The organism is Acinetobacter sp. V91_7 (assembly GCF_031799075.1).
Taxonomy (GTDB): domain Bacteria; phylum Pseudomonadota; class Gammaproteobacteria; order Pseudomonadales; family Moraxellaceae; genus Acinetobacter; species Acinetobacter calcoaceticus.
In genome coordinates, this window is sequence record NZ_JAVQNT010000018.1 from 360,212 (window position 1) to 384,549 (window position 24,338).

General features: G+C 38.4%; 24 protein-coding genes and 1 pseudogene. 8 read left to right on the forward strand and 17 right to left on the reverse strand.

The features are described 5' to 3' along the window. Positions 1–16: 16 nt before the first annotated feature. The 3 genes and pseudogenes from RMB03_RS02325 to RMB03_RS02335 form a co-directional block, all read right to left on the reverse strand. Positions 17–223 (reverse strand): DUF1656 domain-containing protein, encoded by a 207-nt coding sequence (locus RMB03_RS02325; protein WP_004640831.1) that lies wholly within the window; start codon positions 221–223, stop codon positions 17–19. Further along, positions 216–2,315 carry an FUSC family protein gene (locus RMB03_RS02330; protein ID WP_311073546.1) on the reverse strand — a complete coding sequence of 700 codons (2,100 nt, stop codon included), beginning with the start codon at positions 2,313–2,315 and terminating at the stop codon, positions 216–218. Before RMB03_RS02330 ends, RMB03_RS02325 begins: the two co-directional genes overlap by 8 nt. Beyond that, a pseudogene (locus RMB03_RS02335) lies at positions 2,306–2,437 on the reverse strand (hypothetical protein). Before RMB03_RS02335 ends, RMB03_RS02330 begins: the two are co-directional and overlap by 10 nt. Before the next feature lie 367 nt (positions 2,438–2,804). Between RMB03_RS02335 and RMB03_RS02340 the strand changes: the two are divergent. Next, positions 2,805–3,578 (forward strand): IclR family transcriptional regulator, encoded by a 774-nt coding sequence (locus tag RMB03_RS02340; RefSeq protein WP_003654555.1) that lies wholly within the window; start codon positions 2,805–2,807, stop codon positions 3,576–3,578. 194 nt (positions 3,579–3,772) lie between these two features. Here the strand turns inward: RMB03_RS02340 and RMB03_RS02345 are convergent, their stop codons facing one another. The 9 genes from RMB03_RS02345 to lpxO form a co-directional block, all read right to left on the reverse strand. Beyond that, the gene (locus RMB03_RS02345) at positions 3,773–4,384 is read right to left on the reverse strand and encodes an alpha-ketoglutarate-dependent dioxygenase AlkB (protein WP_003654553.1); all 612 of its coding nucleotides are present in this window, start codon (positions 4,382–4,384) and stop codon (positions 3,773–3,775) included. Continuing rightward, positions 4,381–5,235 carry a methylated-DNA--[protein]-cysteine S-methyltransferase gene (locus tag RMB03_RS02350; protein WP_336622874.1) on the reverse strand — a complete coding sequence of 285 codons (855 nt, stop codon included), beginning with the start codon at positions 5,233–5,235 and terminating at the stop codon, positions 4,381–4,383. Before RMB03_RS02350 ends, RMB03_RS02345 begins: the two co-directional genes overlap by 4 nt. Before the next feature lie 126 nt (positions 5,236–5,361). Beyond that, a complete protein-coding gene (gene pgsA / locus RMB03_RS02360; protein WP_005037212.1) occupies positions 5,362–5,949 on the reverse strand; it encodes a CDP-diacylglycerol--glycerol-3-phosphate 3-phosphatidyltransferase in 588 nt (195 codons plus the stop codon). 118 nt (positions 5,950–6,067) lie between these two features. Continuing rightward, the gene (locus RMB03_RS02365; protein ID WP_056483147.1) at positions 6,068–6,862 is read right to left on the reverse strand and encodes a thioesterase family protein; all 795 of its coding nucleotides are present in this window, start codon (positions 6,860–6,862) and stop codon (positions 6,068–6,070) included. Between the two features lie 120 nt (positions 6,863–6,982). Then, positions 6,983–8,782: an excinuclease ABC subunit UvrC gene (uvrC, locus tag RMB03_RS02370; protein ID WP_311073552.1), complete on the reverse strand. Its 1,800-nt coding sequence runs from the start codon at positions 8,780–8,782 to the stop codon at positions 6,983–6,985. A 133-nt stretch (positions 8,783–8,915) separates the two neighbouring features. After that, a complete protein-coding gene (locus RMB03_RS02375; RefSeq protein ID WP_311073554.1) occupies positions 8,916–9,446 on the reverse strand; it encodes a CHAP domain-containing protein in 531 nt (176 codons plus the stop codon). Positions 9,447–9,727: 281 nt separating this feature from the next. Then, positions 9,728–10,771 carry a DUF1311 domain-containing protein gene (locus RMB03_RS02380; RefSeq protein WP_311073557.1) on the reverse strand — a complete coding sequence of 348 codons (1,044 nt, stop codon included), beginning with the start codon at positions 10,769–10,771 and terminating at the stop codon, positions 9,728–9,730. Continuing rightward, positions 10,768–10,890 carry a hypothetical protein gene (locus tag RMB03_RS02385; protein WP_080547775.1) on the reverse strand — a complete coding sequence of 41 codons (123 nt, stop codon included), beginning with the start codon at positions 10,888–10,890 and terminating at the stop codon, positions 10,768–10,770. The genes RMB03_RS02380 and RMB03_RS02385 overlap by 4 nt, the downstream gene beginning before the upstream one ends. 90 nt (positions 10,891–10,980) lie before the next feature. Further along, positions 10,981–11,883 (reverse strand): lipid A hydroxylase LpxO, encoded by a 903-nt coding sequence (gene lpxO, locus RMB03_RS02390; protein ID WP_311073559.1) that lies wholly within the window; start codon positions 11,881–11,883, stop codon positions 10,981–10,983. A gap of 304 nt (positions 11,884–12,187) precedes the next feature. Here lpxO and RMB03_RS02395 point away from each other — a divergent pair, with 304 nt between their 5' ends. From RMB03_RS02395 to fadA, 3 genes are all read left to right on the forward strand, one after another. Then, on the forward strand, positions 12,188–12,304 hold the full coding sequence (locus RMB03_RS02395) for a hypothetical protein (RefSeq protein WP_100222434.1): 117 nt from the start codon (positions 12,188–12,190) through the stop codon (positions 12,302–12,304). A gap of 150 nt (positions 12,305–12,454) precedes the next feature. Continuing rightward, positions 12,455–14,608 (forward strand): fatty acid oxidation complex subunit alpha FadB, encoded by a 2,154-nt coding sequence (fadB, locus tag RMB03_RS02400; protein WP_017388496.1) that lies wholly within the window; start codon positions 12,455–12,457, stop codon positions 14,606–14,608. 12 nt (positions 14,609–14,620) lie between these two features. Next, on the forward strand, positions 14,621–15,793 hold the full coding sequence (gene fadA / locus RMB03_RS02405) for an acetyl-CoA C-acyltransferase FadA (protein ID WP_017391387.1): 1,173 nt from the start codon (positions 14,621–14,623) through the stop codon (positions 15,791–15,793). 44 nt (positions 15,794–15,837) lie between these two features. On the opposite strand, the gene RMB03_RS02410 is transcribed toward fadA, so the two are convergent. Continuing rightward, positions 15,838–16,329, reverse strand: a complete 492-nt coding sequence (locus tag RMB03_RS02410; protein WP_205469983.1) for a hypothetical protein — start codon at positions 16,327–16,329, stop codon at positions 15,838–15,840. A 246-nt stretch (positions 16,330–16,575) separates the two neighbouring features. Beyond that, on the reverse strand, positions 16,576–17,223 hold the full coding sequence (locus RMB03_RS02415) for an alpha/beta hydrolase (RefSeq protein ID WP_205469984.1): 648 nt from the start codon (positions 17,221–17,223) through the stop codon (positions 16,576–16,578). 71 nt (positions 17,224–17,294) lie between these two features. Between RMB03_RS02415 and RMB03_RS02420 the strand changes: the two genes are divergently transcribed. Next, entirely contained in the window at positions 17,295–17,660 is a 366-nt protein-coding gene (locus tag RMB03_RS02420) for a MerR family transcriptional regulator (protein WP_127493338.1), read from the forward strand. Between the two features lie 21 nt (positions 17,661–17,681). Here the strand turns inward: RMB03_RS02420 and RMB03_RS02425 are convergent, their stop codons facing one another. Next, entirely contained in the window at positions 17,682–18,440 is a 759-nt protein-coding gene (locus RMB03_RS02425; RefSeq protein WP_205469985.1) for a hypothetical protein, read from the reverse strand. A gap of 178 nt (positions 18,441–18,618) precedes the next feature. Between RMB03_RS02425 and RMB03_RS02430 the strand changes: the two genes are divergently transcribed. From RMB03_RS02430 to RMB03_RS02440, 3 genes are all read left to right on the forward strand, one after another. Further along, positions 18,619–19,320 carry a DsbA family oxidoreductase gene (locus RMB03_RS02430; RefSeq protein WP_205469986.1) on the forward strand — a complete coding sequence of 234 codons (702 nt, stop codon included), beginning with the start codon at positions 18,619–18,621 and terminating at the stop codon, positions 19,318–19,320. A 359-nt stretch (positions 19,321–19,679) separates the two neighbouring features. Continuing rightward, positions 19,680–20,822, forward strand: a complete 1,143-nt coding sequence (locus RMB03_RS02435) for a hypothetical protein (protein WP_056483176.1) — start codon at positions 19,680–19,682, stop codon at positions 20,820–20,822. Between the two features lie 124 nt (positions 20,823–20,946). Beyond that, the gene (locus RMB03_RS02440) at positions 20,947–21,849 is read left to right on the forward strand and encodes a selenocysteine synthase (protein ID WP_311073572.1); all 903 of its coding nucleotides are present in this window, start codon (positions 20,947–20,949) and stop codon (positions 21,847–21,849) included. Between the two features lie 83 nt (positions 21,850–21,932). On the opposite strand, the gene htpG is transcribed toward RMB03_RS02440, so the two are convergent. Both htpG and RMB03_RS02450 read right to left on the reverse strand, forming a co-directional pair. Next, entirely contained in the window at positions 21,933–23,852 is a 1,920-nt protein-coding gene (gene htpG / locus RMB03_RS02445) for a molecular chaperone HtpG (RefSeq protein ID WP_311073574.1), read from the reverse strand. A 102-nt stretch (positions 23,853–23,954) separates the two neighbouring features. Beyond that, positions 23,955–24,308 carry a lysozyme inhibitor LprI family protein gene (locus RMB03_RS02450; protein ID WP_003654518.1) on the reverse strand — a complete coding sequence of 118 codons (354 nt, stop codon included), beginning with the start codon at positions 24,306–24,308 and terminating at the stop codon, positions 23,955–23,957. Positions 24,309–24,338 lie beyond the last annotated feature (30 nt).

Consider the following 24,338-nt stretch of genomic DNA (forward strand, 5'->3'; position numbering starts at 1 on the left):
AATTTCGCAATCATCTCTATGCACCCACCCCAACAAAAATTTGATGTATCACCAAGAGCAATAAAAGGTAAAAACACAAATTAAAAATACTAGGTAATGCAATCCAGCCTTGTGCAATCCACTTGTTGGTTAAAACACTTAATCCACGGAAACATATATATGCCAAGAGGGCTTGAACGAGCAAAGAAGGCACGTAAATGCCATAAACATTAAACTCACCCATTTGCTGTGGCTCCTCTAAAGGTACTGTTTTCATTCATTTGATCTGATGAAACATGACACATGCTATAAGCAATATTGTTAAGTGAAATGAGTAATCTTTGTCGCATAGTCATATCGTCAACATTTGAAGCAAGCTGTTTTAGTTCAAATAAAGCTCGATGGATTTTTTCCACTAAAGCCACAGTATTGTCTGCATCATTTTCTTTAGCTCTAAACAGTTCATCCAGATTTTGTTGCAGATTTCCGATGTGATGAGCCAGTTCGGATGTCTGAGGAAACTGATTGGCTAACTCTTGCAATCGGCTTAAATCAACAATACTACTCGACTCAATCAGTGCTTGATGAATTGAAGTTTTAATCTCGCCAGATTGCACCATTTTGCTGTTTAGAATCCCAATTCGGTCTAGCATGCTGCGTAGATGAACTTTAAAATCAAGACCATATGGCAAATAAATCGCCTGTCTCATTGCACGATAATGCAAGGCCAAAATACGGCTGGCACTCGTGTCTGGAGACATTGCACGAACCACGTCAATGACAACTAAAGACACTAAGACACCCAAGATCATGGCAAAAGAACCATCAAGATAAGACACTGCATCCATGCTATAAGCATTGTGCAGGTTTAGGCCCATCATGGTATTAATACCCAAAACCATACCCACTGGCATAAGCATCTGGTTAGCCATCATAGAAACTGCAAACAGGAACATAGGTAATAAAACCAGTCCAAGTTCCCAAAATGTGGTGACATGAGGGAAAATACCAAATGCATAAACAAAGACTAAAACTGCTGAAGCAATACTGCCCCAGATAAAAATACGCAAAACAGGAACAGGGTTATCTAAGGCCGTTAAAATACAGGCCGTTACTGCACCCATTTGCGCCATCATAAATCCAGCTTTCCAGCCTGAAATAATCCAGACCCCAGTCACAATAAATGTAATAAGGACTGCACTGATGCCACCTCGGATAGCCACACCATGATCACGGTGTAAACTCGGATATTTGGTGGTCATTGGGGTAATATTGTCAGGGATTTCTTTATTACCTTGCTGAATTCGCTGCCACAAGACTTTAACCGCTAAAACATTGCTAATGAAATGGCGCACATCCATTTTCATGGCTGCGACCAAAACTTGCTGATGCGCAGAGGCCGAATCCATCAAACTTGCAAAATCACTTTCAAACTCATCAGGTAACTGCAAAATATTTTCATCAATAATTAGATCTTTTTGCTCCAGAAAATGTACAACATGGGCTGAGAGCTGTTGCAGTTTTTCTGAATGAGTTTCGATAAACCGAAGCTCTTGAAGCTGCTTAATACGCTCAGATAAAGCGACCAGATTAGCAACCACCATTGAGATTTGATGAAGCATTTCTTGCAAAGGTTTGGTCATACCATGCAACTCACCCTTTTCATAACTCAAATGTACTGCCAAAGCATGAATATCTGTGGTGTCGCGAGTAATGGTCGCTAAAAGTTGAGTATTATTCTGCTGCAGGTCAGCAGTTAATAAATTGGCAAACAGATTCTCTGTATCTTTCAGCGTTTTGATGACGCGTTGCTTAATCGCAGAACCAATGTGCATTGGAAGAATAGTGGCAGAAACCACAGCGCTTGAAATCACCCCAATCGAAATCTCTATGACCCGAGCTAAAGCAATATCAAAAATATTGTATTGATCAATATAGGTAATCGCATTGAAGACAATCATGGCTGTCGAATAACCCGCCAGCATAAAAGCATAACTGCGTGGAGTCCGGTCAAGTAAAGACACATAAAGTGCAAAACCCACCCACAACGACAACACCACGGTAAATAACCAAGGTGTATTAATTAGATGTGGCGTTAGCGTTAAGGCAATCACAGCCCCACCAATCGTCCCTACCACACGGTAGACACACTTAGAGGACACCATTCCTGAATAAGGATTGGCAATAATCAAGACCGTACCAATCGACCACATCGGGTTAATCAGATCTAATTCAAATGAAACAAATAACGCCAGCATTCCGGCAATAAATGTTTTTGTTGCAAAGATCAGATCAAGCCTACTCGGGCGAAACGCCAGTATTTGCTTTAATAACATGAACTCATCTCAAATACAGATTTGAACTGATGAGCATGCACCTCAATGTTAAATTGCCTTTCTAGAGACAACAAAACTTTGCCATTTGCCTAAAAGCAAATGAGATGAGGAGCATCCTTCAATACAATGATTTTTCCACATCCTGCCTGATTGGCCCAGATGATTTCAATTTGGACGTTATTTAAACGGCCAAACTTTGGAAAGAAGAGGTATCAAGAAATTCGCCTAGAATCGACCAATTTCTCGATTAGATATTTTGTTTGGCAATTTTTTCAAAATAAAGCAATTTAGTCAACTAAAATATCTCTATTTGATAATTTGATATATTTTTTGATAATCGTATATGATGTATAAGCCAAGAGAAGTTTTCTCTTTGTCAGAGTAAAATACTCAAATCAGGCATTTATTTTAGAATTGAGACAAATTTTCTTTTTTTCTGTTATAAGAACTCAAACATGACTCTTTGTTAAAGGATACGAACAAGACGCTATGGCAATTTCAAGTTTTGGCAAAATTTTAACCGTACTGGACCTATTTTCAGTTTCGCGTCCAATAATTAATGTCGATATTATTTGCGAAGAACTTGGCTTGTCTAAACCAACCAGTTACCGTTATCTGAAAGAACTGGTGTCTACCGATCTATTAAAACGCATTAATGGAACGTCTGGCGATTATACCTTAGGCTCAAAAATTGCAGTTCTTGACTATATTTCCCGAACCACTGATCCGTTAGTTCAAATCAGCACACCATTTATGCGAAATATTGTAGAGCGTACCGAACTGTGCTGCTTGCTCACCTATTTAAATGATGACTATTGCATTGATATTCACCATGAAATATTCAAAGACACCGAATTACTCTCATATGGCCGAGGCTGCCCAAGACCTATTTACGTGGGGTCATCTCCAAAAACGATGGTTTCGCATTTAAGTAAACAACGGATGCAAGACTACTATCATCGTTACCAGCAAGAATTAAAACAATCAGGTTTTGCTGAAGATGAACCAAGCTTTATTCAGCGTATGCGTAAAATTAAAAAACAAGGGTTCTATTTCTCACAAGGTGAGATTGACCCCAATGTTTCTGGCCTTGCCGTTCCAGTTCGTTTTTCGAACAAAGAAGTACCTTTAGCTTTAACTTTAGTTGCTTCTAAAAATCGTTTTGATTTTTTAAATGTTGAAAAGCTCACCGAAATTTTGCAAGAAAATGCAGCACTTATTGAACAACGTTTTATGGAGTTATCTGAAAAAGGTGAAATTTAAAACCCGACTTTATGATAATTTAACCTTTTCTTACATTTTAATGCATTGAATAGATCACAATATTCTCATATTATGATTTTAGCTCTTATTGATGATTCTTTTCATCAGCAGCTCATCAATAGAAGCATCCCCCTCAGAGGAATAAGCTCATGTTGCCATCATGGGCTTTTTTCTTGCCGAATTTTTAATGAAAGTCATGAAAACTGAAACTGCCTGAAAGTAAGATTAATACGCGGCTGTAAAATCTTTGTTGAGCGGTTTAAACGATGTTGCCAATGTTGTTGCGTTTCACCACGCATCACGATGAGTTGGCCGGGTTGTAGCCACAATTCAACTTTTTCTTTACTTTGAATGTGTCTAAAAGAAAATTTACGGGTAGCTCCAAAACTTAAAGATGCAATCGTTGTGGTTTTCGCTAAAGAAACATCCGAATCACTATGCCAAGCCATACCTTGTGTTCCATCTTCATAAAGGTTTGCCAAGCAGGAGTTAAATTTTTCTGAAAGCCGCTGTTCTACCAATTGTTTTAGTTTGGCAAGCGCTCGATCCCAAGGCAAAGAATCACGAATGACACCCGAATATTTATATTGATAATAATTATCTCCATACCATGCCACTTTTCGGGGGGTGATAAAGTGCTTGCCATACAACTTAGCCTCGTCATGTTTCCACGCGAGATGTTGGTAAAGATAGTGAAAATATTGTTCAGCCTCTTCTGGGCTTAAAATACAACCATAGTCCTGAACTTCACCATCGTAGGGCAATAAATTTTCACAAGGCTCTGGAGCAAATAAATCCAAGGTCATGCGGTCTCTCCATGTTGCTTTGACATCTCCCAAGCTAACAATGCCAATTTACGCCCCTTTTGCCAATGATATTCTCCGACCATGCCCGTTGCACGTATCACTCGATGACAAGGAATTAAATATGCAATCGGGTTTTGTCCAATTGCTGTAGCAACAGCTCTGACAGCCTTAGGCTTTCCAATCTGTTCGGCAATATCTTGATAGGTCCTCAATTGCCCTTCTGGAATGGTCAGTAACGCTTCCCATACTTGTAGCTGAAACGGAGTCCCTGCTAAGTTAAGCGGAAGCTTGTGCTGCAAGTGTTCTGAAAAATCGTGTTCGAACCACTCTGCAATTTGTTGATGCCAAATCGGCGCCTGATTTTTTAATTGAGCTTTAGGGAACTGCTGTTTAATTATTTCTTCGATATTCTCACGAGTATCGATAAAGCGAACAGAACATATTCCCTTTTCGCTGCTTATAACCAACAGCTCACCAAATGGGCTTGCCTCAATCGAATAATTAAGTGTAACCCCTTCACCTTGCAGTTTATATTCACCAGGCGTCATGCCTTCAAGCTGAATAAACAAATCATGTAAACGGCCAGTACCAGACAAACCCGTGTTTAAAGCAGTCTCTAATAAGCTGCGTTGCTGTAATAGATAATATTTAGCCTGTTGCAAACTCATATATTGGACAAATTTTTTCGGGCTAATACCTACCCATTCTTGAAACTGGCGTTGAATATAACCTGAACTTAAATTCATATGACTCGCAACATCGTCCAGACTAGGTTGCTGGTCCAGATGTTCATATAAATATTCAATTACAGTGGCAATTACAGCAAATTGTCGAGAAGAAAGCATTTGCATGTGTCACCTCCTTAGCACTTATATCTTACATTAAAGTACCTAAAGCTCGGTGACGACCCGATTCTTGCACTATCCGAAAATAAAAAAGCCTTTCGTTATAGAAAGGCTTAATCATTCAATCTGAAATTAAGGTTGCTTTAAATAAGGCCAAGCGGCTCTTAGGTAAATAAACATTGACCATAAAGTAAGAATCACAGCGGTATATAACAAGGCATATGCCAGCATTTCTAAAGGCTGCCAATTGAGTAAAAACACACTGATGGCAATCATCTGAAAAGCTGTTTTATATTTGCCTACTGTCGACACAGCCACACTCGTTCTTGCGCCAAGCTCTGCCATCCACTCACGTAAAGCAGAAACTGTAATTTCTCTTGAAATAATGACAATTGCAGCAAAAGCCATTGATATGGTCGGGTTCCATTGCACCAAAACAATCAGTGCTGCTGCCACCATAAGCTTATCTGCAACTGGATCTAAAAAACGGCCAAATGCTGAAGTCTGGTTTAAAGTTCGTGCCAAATAGCCATCAAACCAATCGGTAATAGCAGCAAACACAAAAATTGCAGTCAAGATAATATGACGACTCATACTTCCTTCATGCTCACCAATACCCATTGCAGGCGGCCAATACGCAATCACCAAAAATACAGGTATAAGCGCGATACGCGCCAAAGTTAGGATATTTGGGATATTCAGGATTCGCCCTGTGGTCATAAACACCGCCAATTTAGTCTTCAAGCATCTTGTAACAGACAAAAATACATTCTTCAATATTGTATCTATCTGTAACAGCCACTTTATACGAAATATATGAATCGAGGAAGTAGACTGCTTAGGTAAATACCGTAACAGTTTGCCGTAAAATTGCAATTAAATGATCATTTTGATCCCATAAATGCGCATATTCTGTGGAATAACCTTCACCAGCATATTCAGTTACCACTTTATATTTAAACCAGTCACATAGTTGATGCTGGATCGGATGTACATAGGTGATGTGCCAAGTTAAAGAACTTGCAGGAGCAACTTGTTTAAACATCGGCAATACACCAGGTGGCCAAATATCCATCAGAACAATTAAATCTGGCAAAGTCATTTGACGATTTTCATGCTTCTCTGGGGAAAATCTTGACCATCCTCCAAAGTCAGCATACTGACTTCCTGTAACAGGATAATGACCTTCTGCCCAGCATACATCAAAATGTTGATAGCATTCTGGCATTTGTCTAGCAAAAGGAAGAGGCTGTAAGTCTTCTGGCTGTGCATATACTGGAACCATAGGTTCTTGGCGTACTTCAATATTCGAAGTGCGAGGCACACCAAAGCTTGCGACCAAAATAGTTTGTACCGCGCCATCTTGCCATAAACGGGTTTCAAGCGTAGTGACCGACTTTCCTTCCCTTAAAATTTCAATAGTCAATTGGGCAGGTCCCTGCTGTACAGGGCCAACAAAAGTAATGCTACAACTTAATAATCTTTTATTTGGGTCGTGAATATTTGAACATGCTTTTTGCATCAACAACCCTGCAACAAAACCACCGAAAACCGTGCGGCCTTGTAACCATCCTTCAGGTATTTCAATCCATTCCTTTTCTTTTATTTCTTCAAATAATCGCAGCAATGACATTCCTTTCCCTAAAACGAAAGTGTTATTAGGAAATATATTTCATCATTTTGATTGGAATGTGAATGGTCAATCATTTAGTAATTGGCGAATTATTTTGTCACTCGAACTTTAAGCCTATGCTTATTCGTGCAGAATTTTATAAATTGTTCTTGCCATCATCTCACCCAAACCAGGCACAAGTGTGAGCTCTTTTTCCGAAGCTTTCAAAACACCTTGGATCCCACCAAAATGAGTCAATAAATCTCGACGGCGTTTCGGTCCCAACCCCGGAATTGCTTCTAAAACTGATGTACTACGACGTTTATCACGTTTAGCTCGGTGTTTAGTAATTGCGAAGCGATGGGCTTCATCACGCACCTGTTGAATCAAGTGTAATGCTTTATTGTCTTCGGGTAATTGAATTTTCGTGCCATCAGTAAAATGTAGAGTTTCAAGGCCTGGTTTACGCCCTTCACCTTTAGATACCCCCACCATAAAAGCATCGAGCCCAAGCTCTTGCATGACTTCCATCGCCATGTGAAGTTGACCTTTACCGCCATCAATCAACAACAGATCAGGCAATATGGCTTTTTTATAACGTCGTGTTAAAGCTTGGCGCATGGCAGCGTAATCATCACCACCTGTAATATCTTGAATGGCAAATTGGCGGTAATCACGCTTACGAGCACCACCTTGGTCAAACACCACACATGATGCAATTGGAGCTTCACCCATGGTGTGACTAATATCAAAGCATTCGATACGATCGACTGGTCTTCCAATCACTTGTTCTAACTGATGAAAACGTTCATTGAGTTCTAAATGATTACTCAACTGTCCCTTAATGGCATGTTGAACGTTCATTTCAGCAAGCTCTAGCCACTCCGCACGAGTTTCTCGCACACTACTCTTAATTTGGACCTTCTTACCAAACTGCTGTGCCAATGCTTCTTCTAACTCTTTACGGTCAGGTAAAGCAATATTCACAATGAGTTCATTTGGAACTTCATCTGCAACCTGAAAGTAAAAGTTAGCCATAAAGTCACTGAGCATTTGACCAAGATCATCGCCAAGCATGTCTGGGAAATAACTTTTACCACCCAACATTCGCCCATTTCGTACATACATAATTTGTACGCATGTCACGCCAGCCTGATATGCAATTGCCAGAATATCCGCCTCACCTTTAACCTTAAAAACAGCCTGTTGTGCTTGTACTTCACGAAGCAAAGACAATCGGTCGCGGTAAAAAACAGCTTTTTCAAATTCGAGTTCAGCCGCGGCTTGCTCCATTTTAGCAATGAGCTCTTGATTTAACTCTTTGGTGTCGCCTTGCAAAAAGCGAATACTGTTATTAACGTCTTCTTTATAATCTTCGGGTGAAATCAGACCTACACAAGGTGCAGAGCAACGCTTGATCTGATATTGCAAACATGGGCGCTTGCGCTGTGAAAAGTAGCTATTTTCACACTGACGAACATTAAAAAGTTTTTGCAAAACCAGTAAAGTATCGCGAGCGCTATAGGCGCTTGGATAAGGTCCAAAGAACTTACCAATTTGATGCTTCCCTTTGCCACGACCGCTAGCAAGCCGAGGATAGGGCTTATCTGACGAAACAAAAATATAGACATAGGACTTGTCGTCCCGCAGCATGATGTTATAAGGCGGACGATGTTGTTTAATTAGGTTTTGTTCTAAAAGTAATGCTTCGGTTTCTGAACGAGTCACCAAAGTTTCAATATTATAAATTCGTGCAACCAAAGCCTGAGTTTTAGGATGCTCAATCGTTTTAACAAAGTAACTCGATACCCGATTTTTTAGGTTTTTAGCTTTGCCGACATATAACAATTCACCCTCTTTCCCTAGCATTTTATAAACGCCTGGAAGTTGGGTCATGTGGGCTAAAATTTTTTCAATGTGGGGACGAGCGTTTTGATTCACTATCGGCAGACATGGCTTAATACTGAATACCTAATGTGATGTTTTAACCACTACTTTTCAAGTGCTTTACCGTGTCAGAAGCCAAATTTGAAAAGAGATTTGGATATGGCCCGACAGACTATGTCGTACTCGCTTAAGAATCGAGACGATAGTAGCTATATTTCACATCTTTTTCTTTATAGACAGCATAAGTTTTTTGGCGAAAATCCGAGAACCAGCCATTGCCTGTATATCCTGCAATATGACCATATGTGTGGCCACTTGTCCGCTCAATAATATAGATATCACCTTCTTGGGGACGGTTAAAAGCAGGTTTAATTTTCTTATAGCCATTTTGTTCAAGCGTATGCCCCCAATCAGAGGCAGCTACTGGGTGCTTAGACACATCTGCTCCTGCTGCTTGTAAAGCAATACGGATGTTTTTGGCACATTTTTCTTTGCTATGGTTGGCAGATATACTTTCAAGCTTACTTGAGAACTTGTGCAAATTAATATTTTGATCTTCAGACGGCTGTCTTTTAGCATCAGATTTTTTATGTTTTTCAGTCGTCGAAGCTGCTTTACGTAATATCACTTTCGTTTTTAAATCACTTTGAGAACTGTCTTCTTTTCTCACTTTGATATGATGAACATGTGCATGAACTGCGTGATGAGCATGAGCCATTTTAAAACCTACTTGCGCTAACCAGTCTTCGAAAAAACCGCGTCATTGTAGAATCAAAATTACTCATTGGCTTTTAATAGTTGTAACAAATTGCCAGCACTGTGAAGTGAGTCACAAAATATATTAAGTACTGTACAGCATAAAAAACGCCCTTTCGGGCGTAATAAATAAAACTATTTATCTATAATTACTGGGGCAAACAAAATCAAAATACTTATCGGCACTTGGTCAATCCCATCCATTTCAGCACGATTGACCAAGCATTTATAAATAGTTTTAGATTAATTTAAATTATTTAAATAAACCGTTCGCTCTATAGTTTTTTGGGTAAAGCACTGTGTATATTGCATCTCTTGGTTTTGCTTACTCATTTCAGCAGTCCAATAATTCGATTGTTTCTGATAAGTTTCTAAATCTTTTTCAGCAATGTCATCAACACTTTTTTGTGCAAGTACCTTACACTCAACATCACGTTTTTCAAACCAGTCGGATTGATCTTGTTTAAATTGAATTTTTTTCTCAGCACTCAATTTATCCCAAGTCTGATTTAAGCGTTCTACTTGCTTAGCTTTATCAGCATCCAATTCTTTTTTACGGACATCCATGGCTTTCTGTGCCAATTCAGTCTGTGCATTATAATTTTCTGCCGATTGCTTATCATCCTCTACACGACTTTTTTCATAACGCTGATTTTCTTCAACATAAGCCGCATATTGCACAGCTTTGGTTGCAACAAAAACCACTCCTTCAATCACAGTATTTTGACTTGGCAAATTAAACACCAAACCCTCTTTATCTGTTTTCGTGATGTTATAGAAAAAGTCACCTTTCAATTGATCATGTTCGAGGGTCAAAGGTGAATCACTATTAGAAAAATAGTCATTGAGCATATCTGATTCTTCATCAGAGTAGCGCTGTTCTTCAATATATGCTTTTTCCGCACGTTGTTGTAAACCTTTCGGAAATGAAACGACCAATTGGCTTTCACAACTTAATTGTGTATTTTTTTGACTCTCATCTTCTAATGGTAAAGTGCGAATATTTTTAATTTCAAACTTCAATCCTTGATTAATTTTATTAAGGATATCCGCATCAACCTGATATTGACTTTGTCTTAAACTGCGTTCGATTTGTTTCAAATACTCTTTTTTCAATGAGGTTTGAATCTGATTTAAATTTTCAGGGTGTGTACAGCTCCAATCCGAAATTGTCTCAACTTTATCTGTTTTTGATTTTGGCTCTGGCTTAGATTTTCCACATCCCGTCAATATTACTGCTGCACTGAATGTAGTTATTACTAAAGCTTGTTTCATCACCGTATTCATTTATATTCCACGCAAATTTTTAAATTTATCAAGTACAAGAAAGGTATATATTTACCAGTTGCATTATCATCCCAATAATTAATATAAAATTCACCTAAAATTTTAAATAAAAATACTATCCGCTCTAATAATCATCTTTTTAAGTGCGGAAAAATAAATGCAAATTATTTAAATAATCAAATTTAAAAACGCCCTTTCGGGCGCTTTAATTAAAATACATATGGTCGAACAAAAATCAGGAAGAAAATCCCCAGCATCAGGAACCATTTTAAAAAGTAATATAACTTACGGTTTTTAGCTTTTAATGCTTTGGCTTTAATACGAATTTGGTAGACATAACCAAATGCTTTATTTAAACCACCTGTTTCATTCGGTGAACTTGCCGCGGTCATCACACTACGACCAAACCAATGGTTGAAACGTTCCATCCATTTCACTTTCATTGGACGTTCAACATCTGCAAAGAAAATGATACGGTTTTGATCGGTCTTATTTTCAGCATAGTGAATATAAGTTTCATCAAACACTACACTTTGGCCATCACGCCAAGAGTATCTTTCACCATCGACATCAATAAAACAACGGTCATCATTTGGTGTAATTAAACCCAAGTGATAACGTAATGAACCTGCATATGGGTCACGGTGTCTTACCAAACGGCTATCGGGTGCAAGCTCAGTAAACATTGCGGCTTTAATCGTCGGTAATGTTTTGAGTAATGCCGTAGTTTTTGGACAAAGCTCGGCAGCAGATGGATGACTTGAGTCGTACCATTTTAAATAAAAACGTTTCCAGCCTGTTTTAAAGAATGAGTTAAAACCTAAGTCGTTATAAGTACTCGATGCTTTAATCCCACCTTGATCATATAAAGCTTTTGCTTCATCGCGAATCATTTCCCAATTTTCATCCAACACTTTTAAATCTTTAAAATGCTGGGTGTCGATATAAGGCTGATTCGGCACTTTTGAAAAGATATACATTAAAAAGTTAATCGGTGCGAGCAAGGTTGAATGGTCAAAAAATTGACGATAAAACGAGTGACGCACTTTGCCGCGATGTTGGATATACAATGCTGATATCACAAAAATCGCTAATATGATCCACTTAATCATATTGCTACTCTTTTAAAAGATTGGGGCAACTTCACCTTATATTTAAGGTAATAGAAACCGGAGGTTTATTTAATTGGCGCAAATTTTAACAAAATTGACTTATAAAAAGCCAATGTAAAAAAATTAAGTCAAATGATAGAGATCATACTTTAAATAAAAAAAATAAATATACGTTATTTTTCCATAACTTTAAGAACTTAAAATTTATGCATATTCCTATTTTCTTTTATAGGCTATGACTTGAACAATTGACTTTTTTGACAAAAAGTTAAGCTTTAAAACTTAATGGTTTTTATATAAAAATTTGATAATTCCAATGCGTTATAAAGAAAAAATTAAATTAAAACAAATGACTTTGGTTTACACCTATCTTTATGATTTCTTTTATGCATTTACTAGAGATGAATTAAATAAAAAATAAGATGACCCTTGCGTCACGGCTTGATACAACTTGTCAGGTTTTTTTTAGATATAGTTATCGTAAGATTAGCGAAGCATAAATGTGTACCAAAGCTGTGCACACGCTTCATAACATCAATTTAGAAGTCCTCCAAAACCAAGGAGATCAGGCATGATCCACGCTGGCAATGCCATTACCGTCCAAATGCTTTCGGACGGAATTGCAGAATTCCGCTTTGACTTACAAGGTGAGTCGGTCAATAAATTTAACCGTGCAACAATTGAAGATTTCCAAGCTGCTATTGCTGCGGTAAAAGCAAATAATGATATTAAAGGCTTAGTTGTTACCTCTGGCAAATCAACATTTATTGTTGGGGCAGACATTACCGAGTTTGGTGAAAATTTCGCTCAAGGTGAAAAAGCGATTGTTGACTGGCTTATGCCTGTTCACGAAATCTTCAATAGCTTTGAAGATTTAGACATTCCAAAAGTTGTTGCTATTAACGGTATGGCGTTAGGTGGCGGTTTTGAAATGTGTTTAGTGTGTGACTACCGTGTGATGTCAGAAGCTGCACAGGTTGGCTTACCAGAAATTAAACTTGGCATTTACCCAGGTTTCGGCGGTAGCGTACGTTTAAGCCGTGTTATCGGTATCGACAACGCTGTTGAATGGATGGCGATGGCTGCTCCGAAAAAACCGGCTGCTGCACTAAAAGATGGTGCTGTAGATGCTGTTGTAGCTGCTGATAAATTACTTGATGCTGCAACTGATTTAGTTAAACAGGCGATTTCTGGTCGTTTGAACTGGAAAGCAAAACGTCAAGAAAAACTTGATGCTGTAAAATTGAACCCGCTTGAACAAATGATGGCGTTCAACACAGCAAAAGGTGCTGTACTTGCTAAAGCGAATCCGGCTCAATACCCTGCTCCAAAATTATTACTTGACTCATTACAAGCGGGTGCAAGCCTTGCGCGTGACGAAGCATTAAAAGCTGAAGCTGAAGGTTTTGCTAAAGCAGCGATTACTCCACAAGCTGGTGCATTGATTGGTTTATTCCTCAATGACCAAGTTGTTAAGAAAACTGCTAAGAAACATGAAAAAGGTGCTCACCCTGTAAACCAAGCAGCTGTACTTGGCGCTGGTATTATGGGTGGTGGTATTGCTTACCAAGCGGCAAGCAAAGGCACACCAATTATCATGAAAGATATTGGTAACCCACAACTTGCACTAGGTATGTCAGAAGCGAACAGCTTGTTAACTAAACAAGTTGAACGTAAGAAAATGAAACCTGCGCAAATGGGTGAAACCCTTGCACGTATTCGTCCTACTTTAAGCTACGATGAGTTTAAAGAAGTCGACATCGTGATCGAAGCGGTTACAGAAAATCCAAAAGTTAAAGAAATCGTTCTTGCAGACACTGAAAAGCATGTTCGTGAAAATACGATTATTGCGTCTAACACGTCTACAATTTCAATTACGCGTTTAGCGAAAGCTTTACAACGTCCTGAAAACTTCGTAGGTATGCACTTCTTCAACCCAGTTCACATGATGCCGCTTGTAGAAGTAATTCGTGGTGAAAAGACTTCTGAAGAAGCAATTGCAACTACTGTTGTTCTCGCTCAAAAAATGGGTAAAACACCAATCGTTGTAAACGACTGCCCAGGGTTCTTGGTTAACCGCGTATTATTCCCTTACTTTGGTGCGTTTGACCTTCTTGTAAAAGACGGCGCAGACTTCCAGCAAGTTGACAATGTAATGTCTAAGTTTGGTTGGCCAATGGGTCCTGCTTACCTCATCGACGTTGTAGGTATCGACACAGGTGTACATGGTGCAGAAGTGATGGCTGAAGGTTTCCCAGACCGTATGAAGCCAGACTACAAAGGTTCAATCCAAGCAATGTACGAAGCTAAACGTCTTGGTCAAAAGAATGACGTTGGTTTCTATAAATACGAACTCGACAAGAAAGGCAAGAAAGCAAAAACTGTTGATCCAACAGCGTATGAAATCATTGCTCCTTTCGTAACGGGTGAAAAACGCGAGTTTGATAACCAAGAAATCATTGACCGCATGATGCTTGCTTTCTGTAACGAAACAGTTCGTTGCTTAGAAGACAACATCGTTGCAACTGCAGCTGAAGCTGATATGGCAATGATTATGGGTGTAGGTTTCCCTCCATTCCGTGGTGGTCCATGTCGTTATATCGACCAAACAGGTGTTGCTGAATACGTTGCGCTTTGCAACAAATATGCACACTTAGGTAAGGCTTATGAAGCGCCACAAATGTTGCGTGACATGGCTGCTAACAACAAAAAATTCTACGGTTAAGGAGCAACGTGAATGGCTACTTTAAATCCACGTGACGTTGTCATCGTTGATGGCGTACGTTCTGCAATGGGTAAAACCAAAAACGGTATGTTCCGCAATGTACGTGCTGACAGCTTATCTGCTGAATTAGTTCGTGCACTCGTTGCTCGTAACCAGTTTGATACCAATGAAGTTGAAGACTTGATCTGGGGCTGTGTAAACCAGACTCTAGAGCAAGGTATGAACATTGGACGTAACATCGGTCTATTGGCTGACCTACCAAAAACTGTGGCAGGTCAAACGGTAAACCGTCTTTGTGGTTCTTCTATGCAAGCACTTCATACGGCTGCTGCACAGATCGCAACAAACCAAGGTGATATCTTCATTATTGGTGGTGTAGAGCACATGGGTCACGTAGGTATGATGCATGGCATCGACCTTAACCCAGAAGCATCTAAACACTACGCTAAAGCATCTAACATGATGGGCTTAACAGCTGAAATGTTAGGTCGTATGAATGGCATTAGCCGTGAAGAGCAAGACGCATTTGGTGTTGAATCTCATCGCCGTGCTTGGGCTGCAACACAAGAAGGTCGTTTCAAAAACGAAATCGTTGGTGTTGAAGGTCACGACGCAAATGGTTTTAAAATCCTTTGTGACATCGATGAAGTGATTCGTCCAGATGCAAACATTGAATCGTTCAAAGCATTACGCCCTGTATTCGATCCGAAAGGCGGTACGGTAACTGCGGCTACATCTTCAGCTTTGTCTGATGGCGCTTCTGCAATGTTGCTTATGTCTGCTGAGCGCGCACAAGCGTTAGGTTTAAAACCACGCGCTGTAATTCGCTCTATGGCAGTTGCAGGTTGTGACGCTGCAATCATGGGTTACGGTCCAGTTCCAGCAACTCAAAAAGCGCTTAAACGTGCTGGTTTAACGATGGCTGATATTCAAACTATCGAGTTAAACGAAGCATTTGCTGCTCAAGGCTTATCAGTAATGAAAGGCTTAGGCGTTTATGACAAGCAAGACATCATTAACTTAAATGGTGGTGCGATTGCTTTGGGTCACCCACTAGGCTGTTCTGGTGCGCGTATCACCACTACGTTGTTAAACGTAATGGAACAACAAGATACTCAAATTGGTCTTGCAACGATGTGTATCGGCCTTGGTCAAGGTATTGCAACGATTATCGAACGTGTTTAATTAACACCAAGATAAAAAAATCCCCGCTCAATGCGGGGATTTTTTTATCGGCCTTTTAAACCGTCTTGAATTTGCTGTTGTAAATTTATGAGGTCAGTAATATTCACTTTCATCGTACCCTCACGATAAGCATCGACATTACTTCGGTTAATTTTCAGAGGCTCTAACATTTTAAAAATACCGTTGGTCGGGTCAGAGGACTGTATTCCCCCTGCTACCGCTAAAATGTATTGTTGTAAGAATGGAGAAAGTTGAGACAAATCTGGTTGTGCCATAACTGGCTGATAATCTACCGTAGTCATGCCTTCAGGGACCAAAGCATTCTGTATATCGTAATGAGTTTTATACTCACGATGTTGCAGAGCCTGACGCACTTTTTTATCTTCTTGAAAAGGTACAAACCCCACTTCTTCACGTAGCTCAGATTCAGCCATAACGCGAATTGTTGGTAGAGTAGCAACCTCTTCAGCTTGAACAGTCGGCAACCCCATAAAAGCAAATGCAGCGATCAAAGCTGATTGTTTTAGAAAGTTCATAACTTGCTCCAAAAATCAGTCACCCTATTCAAATTAAAAGATGATGATTAAATTAAAAGTATCTATAAATAGGCTACAACAAAGTCGAATTTGATTCAGTAAGGCTCAGATAAACGGTAAATAGAGTTAAAATTTTTAATGTAATAGTAAGGTTTTTTATTTATTAGAAGAGTCCAATTATATAAATGCACTCTATAACTTGAACAAAAGTGTTCAGATTATAGAGTGCGATTTATCTTATAAATTTTATTTGCTCTCTAACATCTCTTTTAAAGAATTCACGACTTGTGGAAACGTCGCATAACCTTCTCTACCCAAAAAGTGCCCGCCATTTGGTACTGTAATGTACGGTGCATCAATTTCTTTAGCCAATTGAATCGTAAGTTTTGGTGGAACCAAATCATCATTATCAGACAAATACACCAGCTTTTTCTTTATGTCCTTAAAGTAGTTCGTATCGACTTTGCTTTTTGTTATATAAGCATCGAGTGGAGAAAAATCTGAAATAGGTCCAGAAAATCCGGATACTAAAATCATTCCTCCAATATTTTGGTAATCATGTCTTTGCAAAAAGTGCAGCAAAGTAATAACACCTAAACTGTGTGCAACAAAATAGGTATTTTCATTTACAACAGGAATATGTTGGTCTAAAACCTTCTGCCACGCATCTACATCTGGATGTTCAGAATCTGGAAATGGAATTAAAGTAACGGTTGTATGTTCATCTTCTATTTGATGTTTTAGGTCTAAAAACCAGTGATCATCTATAGAGGCTGAATAACCATGAAGTACAAATATTTGACGCATGTTGTTCTCCCGAAGTTCAATTATTTTGGCATTTGCAACAAATGACATGAAGCCGAATAACACCAATAAAATGAGTTTTTTAATCATGAAACAAGTACCATTTTGAAAGATATAAACATGCTAAACTATGACACCACTGTTAAGGTCAACCCTATTTTATGAACCTTGCCAAAGTTGCCGAACTCACAAAAGTAAGCCCTCGTATGCTGCGTTATTATGAGAGTTTAGGGCTTATACAGCCTCATCGAGCAAGTAATAACTATCGAAGTTATACGCAAAAAGATATTGAAAATATTAAGAAAATTAAAATATTGAATGATGCAGGCATGAACTTAAAAGATATTCAGGTCTTGCTGCCTTGTTTTGATTTAGATGAACGCGTATTTACGCTATGTTCAGTAGTTCAAGAAAAGCTGCAAACTGAGCTCATGCACGTGTCCCAGCAGTTAATCAAACTACAATCTTCTCAAAGTTTATTACAATCTTTTTTAACTAAAGGAAAAGCCGAGAGCACCAACCCATAAATTTTGATGCTCACGTTCAATTTATTCTTTTAAATCTCCCTCTAATGCAGCTACGTTCCTTTTCTTAATTTTTTCAACTTTTGCATTCAGCTTTAAAACATCTTGGTAAAGCTGGTTAAACTTTTTGACTTGAGCATTTTCATGAAAAAGAATCATTTGGTCTTTCTTTTGCCATGGATAGTTTTTTAGAAGTTTAAACATTTCTTCTGCTTTATCTAAAATTTGTAGTTCAATCATAAAAATTGCGTGATCTTGATCCGCCTTTTGTTGAGACCCTAATTTCATTTCCAGCAGTTGCCTCATCTCTGCATCCACAGATAATTCCTGAACTTTTGCTAAGAAAGTTTTATGAATTTTTTCATATTGAGTTTGATATTTATCTGAAGCCGTACGAACATCGACTAACATTTTTTCTGTTTCCACATACTTCTGTTTTTTATCAAGATCTAAACGATCAACATTTAAAAAAGTATCCCACTTTGCTGCTTTTAATTCTCTTAAATATTCATTACGTGCATTTATATTTTGAATCCAATAACTTAAGAGAAATTCTGAAATTTGCTTATAGTGACCTGCCAAACGTTTATCGTGAATATCAAGTTGGATGGGTTTAGACCAGTCTTGTGCTTGGTCATAAAGCTGGTTCATTTTTTCAGTCATGACCACATCAAACATTTGGCTACTGTCTTTGGCCTGTTGCTGTTTGATATGTTGATAGGTGAAAAAAATAATACTCGTGATAACAACCAGACTTGCAATTGCAATCAAAACTCGGCGCATACACACCTCCTATTTCCCTTTTTATAGTTTTGCTCTTTATAGTTATGAAATAGAGCTTATATCTTCTTTATATGCCATTTATTTCACAATACGCAACACTCTATTCGCTATTCAAAGCTTTAAATCCTTATCCATCATCCCTATTATGATGGGTAATTAAAATTTATGAGATTCTCCCATGCGTGTTGATGTCTGGTCTGATGTAGTTTGTCCTTTCTGTTATATCGGCAAAAAACGCCTTGAACATGTAGCTGCTGAAGCAGGTATTGAGCTTGAAGTTCACTGGCATAGCTTTGAATTAGATCCTGATGCGCCAGCAAAACATGACACATCAAATACAGAACGTTTGGCTAAAAAATACGGCCGTACCTATGAAGAGATGGAAGAAATGGAGCGCAATATTGCAGCCATGGCTGCCTCTGAAGGTATTGATTTCCAATGGCAAAAGGCTAACTCTGGCAATAGTTTCAATGCACACCGTATTATTCACCTTGCGCAAAGCAAAGGTTTAGGCAACCAAGCAAAAGAAGCTTTTTTCCATGCTTATATGACCGAAGGCCTGGCAATTGGCGAACGTGAGGTTGTTGAAGAAATCGCTTCTCGTATTGGCCTTGATAATGCCGAAGTTGAATTTGTATTAGATACAAATGAACTATCTGACTTTGTTCGTCATGACGAAAAAATTGCGAAAGAGCAGTTAAATGTTACTGGCGTGCCATTTTTTGTATTTGACCAAAGAATTGCGCTCGCAGGTGCTCAACCACGTGAAGTCTTTTTAAACGTCTTAGAGCAAGCACAGCTCAAAGCAAATGCTGAAGAAATTGAACAGGATGATGCGGCTGTTTGTAATGATGAATCATGTGATATTCCACAGAAATAAATCAACACAATTAAAAGTGTGATTAAATCGTATGTTTTATCACCATTTTAGCAATAGAGCGTTCTAAAAAAAGAACTATCCAATTGTTTAAAATCAGTTTATCATTGCCGCTTAGAATATTCGCGCTGTAATGTTCTGTTTTTTATGTGTTTAATGATCGGAATTTGAAGTTTCCTTGATCTATCATCCCCCTTAAATGGGGGATTTTTTTATGTAAAAATAATCGCTACTAGCTTAAACTTTTTAATTTATTTCAAATATGTAAGAAAAGTTAAATTTACTTAACTTTTGTGTCGCCCTCTTGATTTTATTAGAAAAATCAACAAAAGTGGAAACAACAACAAAACATAAAGATAGATATGAAAACATTTCACGTAATTCCTTATCGGCAGCTTTTTGCACTTTTAACGCTTGGGTTCGGTTCGGTGTGCATAACTCATGCAGAGGCAACTCATACTTCTTCAACTCAAATGGTCGAAGGTTCAAGCTCTGGAGTACAAACAGAAGCCTCAACGGATGAGAATCTTCTAGATCAGATCCCACGTTGGGTGGATGCGACCCCCACCATTTTTCCAGAGCAGTCCAATCAACCTATTGTTCCACCTACCGAACAAACAGAAGATCAAACATGGGTTGACCGTAAACAAAAGAACATTCGTAATTGGGCCGATCGTACTTCTGAAAAAATTGACAACTGGTTTGGTGAAGTCGATCCAAAGAAACCTGCGACAGCAACTATTCGCGTAATGGTCGATAACTATTGGAATGAATACGATAACTTTGAAATTAAGCCCAGAATTCGCGGTAGGATTAAGCTACCTACTTTAGAAAAACGTCTAAGCGTGGTATTTGGTGATGACTCTTTAGATAACGAATTTGATAATAGCCCAGCCAATATTAACCAGAACCCGAATCAAGATTCAAATAAGAAGCTAGATGGCAAGCAAACTCGAGATGACAACAGTTCAATCGCATTACGTTGGTCAGATTTCTCGAAAAAATTGCCTTTTGAAACAGATGCTGACTTAGGTATTCGTTCTGGAGATGATATTTACGTTCGTTTAAAAGCATCGAGAGATTGGCAATTACGTAATGATTTTAAATTTTATGCAGAGCAAATTTATCGTTATGGCATAGACAGCGAAAACTACTTACGGACTAATCTTGAACTTACACATGCCAGACCAAATCAACCAATTTTATCGAATCAGTTCAGCCTGACCTACGCCGATGATCAAGATGATGATCTAGCTTGGGAAAACCGGACTTTCCGCGAGCATAATTTCTTTGCAAATAACCGTTTTAACTATGGTATTTATACCAGTGGTTATTACAACGACAATGACTTACGTTTAAATAGCTGGGGGCCTTTTGTTTCATGGCGTCAACCCGTTTTACGTGAATGGTTCTTTGTTCAGGGAGATGTAAATTACTTTAATGACCACCGTGAAGATCGCAACCATTTCGTCAGCACATTCTTACGTCTAGAAGCACTTTTTTAAGCCTGCAAACATCACCTTGGAAACTTCATTCAAGGTGATGAATAATAAAACACTTTTAAATAAAAATTTAAGCTTAGCCTCTTAACATATTATTCTAATTTTTGATTCTTTTTTATTCTGAACGATGAATCAATTCTCTTCTTTTTCATTTCACTACAGATCAACTGTCTTAGTTTGTATTTATAGTCTGGGCGTATTGGCTTTACTTCCACATACTCATTTTTTTTACAGTTCTATAAAGCACCAACGTTCAAGACGACATTCCTACTCGTCGAATCAACTCAGCAAAGCAAATAGACAATCTCTGCCATTTTCGATCTCTCCTTGTGAAATAGAGACAAATAATGCTTTACCCGATGTAGCCTTAATTCAAGAACTTATGGCTGTATTTGGAAATGATACGTTATGGAAGCGTGCAATCCAGCCTGAACAGCCTTATAAAGCCTTGGGTAAGAAAAAGAAGAAAGCATCATCAAATCAAGCTGCACCAACTAATCCACTCAGTGCAAGCTGGACCACTATTTCAACCTGGATGCCTTTTGAAAATAATCTTGATCTAGGTTCAAACTCAGAAAGTGATGTCTATGTACAATTTTTGGCAAAGAAAAAATGGAACTTAAGACATAACATTAGTTTGGATACAGAGCAGGTATTTCGTTACGGTTCGACCAGCCGGCACTACACTGAAACCACCTTAAACCTAACTCAGAAAATGCAAGATAACACATTATTTTCTAATAAATTTAATGTAAATAAAGGCGAAAATGAAGATTACAACTGGGAAAATTGGACTTTTCAACAATTTGAGTTTGTAAAAGATAATAGTCTGACTTACGGTGTTTATAGTGGTGGCGTATATACCAAAAATGACATTCGTTTGAACAGTTGGGGGCCTTATATTTCATGGCGTCAGCCCGTGTGGCGAAATTGGCTTTTTATGCAAAATGACCTTAACTTTTTTAACCATATTGATGATGATCCGAGACATCAACTCAGCGTTCAAATGAACCTAGAAGCTAATTTTTAGCCCCAAATTATCAAATTGTGGATAACTCTTTCTTTATCCACAAAAAAGCCCCTGAAGGTTCAGAGGCTTTTTTTTATACTGAATTATTTCAGCAATAAGCTATTAATACGTTTTACATAAGCTGCTGGATCTTCTGGTAAACCACCTTCAGCAATAACAGCCTGATCGAAAATCACATTTGCCAAATCATCAAAATGTTCTGAACCTTCAAGTTTTTTCACCAATGGATGCTCAGGATTAATTTCTAAAATTGGCTTAATTTCAGGTACTTCTTGCCCCGCTTGTTTTAACATACGGATGAGTTGAGGTGATAACTCACCTTCACTTGTTACTAAACACGCAGGAGAGTCTACCAGACGCGTGGTTACGCGTACTTCTTTGGTTTTCGCTTTCAATGAATCACTTAGCTTATCAACAACAGGTTTGAACTGTTCAGCTGCTTGCTCAAGTGCTTTTTTCTCTTCAGCATCTTGCAAATCACCTAAATCAACTGCACCTTTAGAGACATTCTTTAATGGCGTACCTTCAAACTCTTGAACAAAGTTCATTGCCCATTCATCAACACGCTCTGCCATTAATAAGACTTCAATGCCTTTTTTCTTAAACAACTCAAGCTGTGGCGAGTTTTTCGCTGCCGCTAAACTGTCAGCAGTCACATAATAGATGGCTTTTTGACCCTCTTTCATACGTGCTTTATAGTCAGCGAAAGAAGTCGTTACTTCATCATTTGTTGAAGTCGCATAACGTAATAATTTTAAAATACGTTCACGGTTACCAAAGTCTTCACCCAAGCCTTCTTTAATGACTGAACCAAACTCACTATAGAAGGTCTTGAATTTTTCTTGGTCTTTTTCATCTTCCGATTTAGCTAAACCATCAAGCACAGTTAATACACGGCGTGCATTACCTTCACGAATCGTTTTTACATCACGACTTTCTTGTAGCAACTCACGGCTTACATTAAGCGGTAAGTCAGCACTATCCACCACACCTTGAACAAAACGTAAGTAATTTGGAATTAAATTATCCGCATCGTCCATAATGAACACGCGTTTTACATAGAGCTTAATGCCCGCTTTTGCTTCGCGAGTAAAAATGTCATGTGGCGCTTTACTTGGAATATAAAGTAACTGTGTATATTCGGTACTACCTTCAACTCGGTTATGCGCCCAAGCCAAGGGCGCTTCAAAGTCGTGAGTTAAATTTTTATAGAACTCAATGTACTGCTCTTCAGTTACTTCACTCTTGTTACGTGTCCATAACGCACTTGCCGAGTTGATCGCTTCCCACTCGCCAGTTTTGACCATTTGACCGCCTTTAGACTCTTCGCCTTCAGCCGCCTCTTCCTCTTGCCAAACTTCTTTTTGCATTTCAATTGGCAAGCTAATGTGGTCAGAATATTTATTAACGATCTGCTTAACTTTATAAGATTCTAAATAATCAAGCGCATCATCACGCAAGTGAAGAATGATGTCAGTACCACGTGAAGCCTTATCAATTTGCTGAACTTCAAACTCACCTGTACCACCACTAATCCAACGCACCCCTTCAGATGCATCTAGACCTGCACGGCGTGATTCCACTGTAATTTTATCGGCAACAATAAAACCTGAGTAAAAACCAACACCAAATTGACCAATCAACTGAGCATCTGCTTTTTGATCACCTGTCAATTTTGACATAAAATCTTTAGTACCCGATTTTGCAATGGTACCCAAGTTATCAATCGCTTCTTGCTGGTTTAGGCCAATACCGTTATCAGAAATCGTTAAAGTTTTATCTTCTTTATTTAAAATGACTCGTACATGTAAATCTGGATCATTTTCATAATATTCAGGATGATTAATTCCTTCAAAGCGCAATTTATCACATGCATCTGATGCATTAGAGATAAGCTCGCGTAAGAAAATCTCAGGGTTAGAATAGAGAGAATGCGTCACTAAATGTAAAAGCTGTGTAACTTCCGCTTGGAAACTATAATTTTGTGATGCTTGTTCACTCATAAATCACTCCTTAAATTTTGAAGTCTGTTTGTTCTCGAATGCTTTATGAATGGAGTACTTCTAGAATTTTTCAATCCTGAATATTAAAAATTTTTACTCTAATTAAAATGGACCATGGCTTAGCACTCTATCTTGCAATATTGTGTCTAACTGCTTTTGACGTTGTTGATAAGCTTTAGCAATACAACTTACACCAGCAGCACAAGCATTTCTTTTTTTCAGCCATTGCTGCTGAGCATCTTTTTGGTTGTCCCGCCCGCCCATTGGTAAAGCATGCAGAACAATTTGATAAGTCGTTGCCATTTTTACATCTGCATCATTTAAAGAACGATTTTTACAAATACTCTTTTCCGTTTTAGTTTTTGCAGCATCACACGAGAAACTTGCAGCTTGCAAACTCTGTGTAAAAGCAATACCACTAAAAAGAGCCAAACACATCGCTAATTTTTTGTTCATGATTTTATTTCCATGTTTTGTAATGAATAG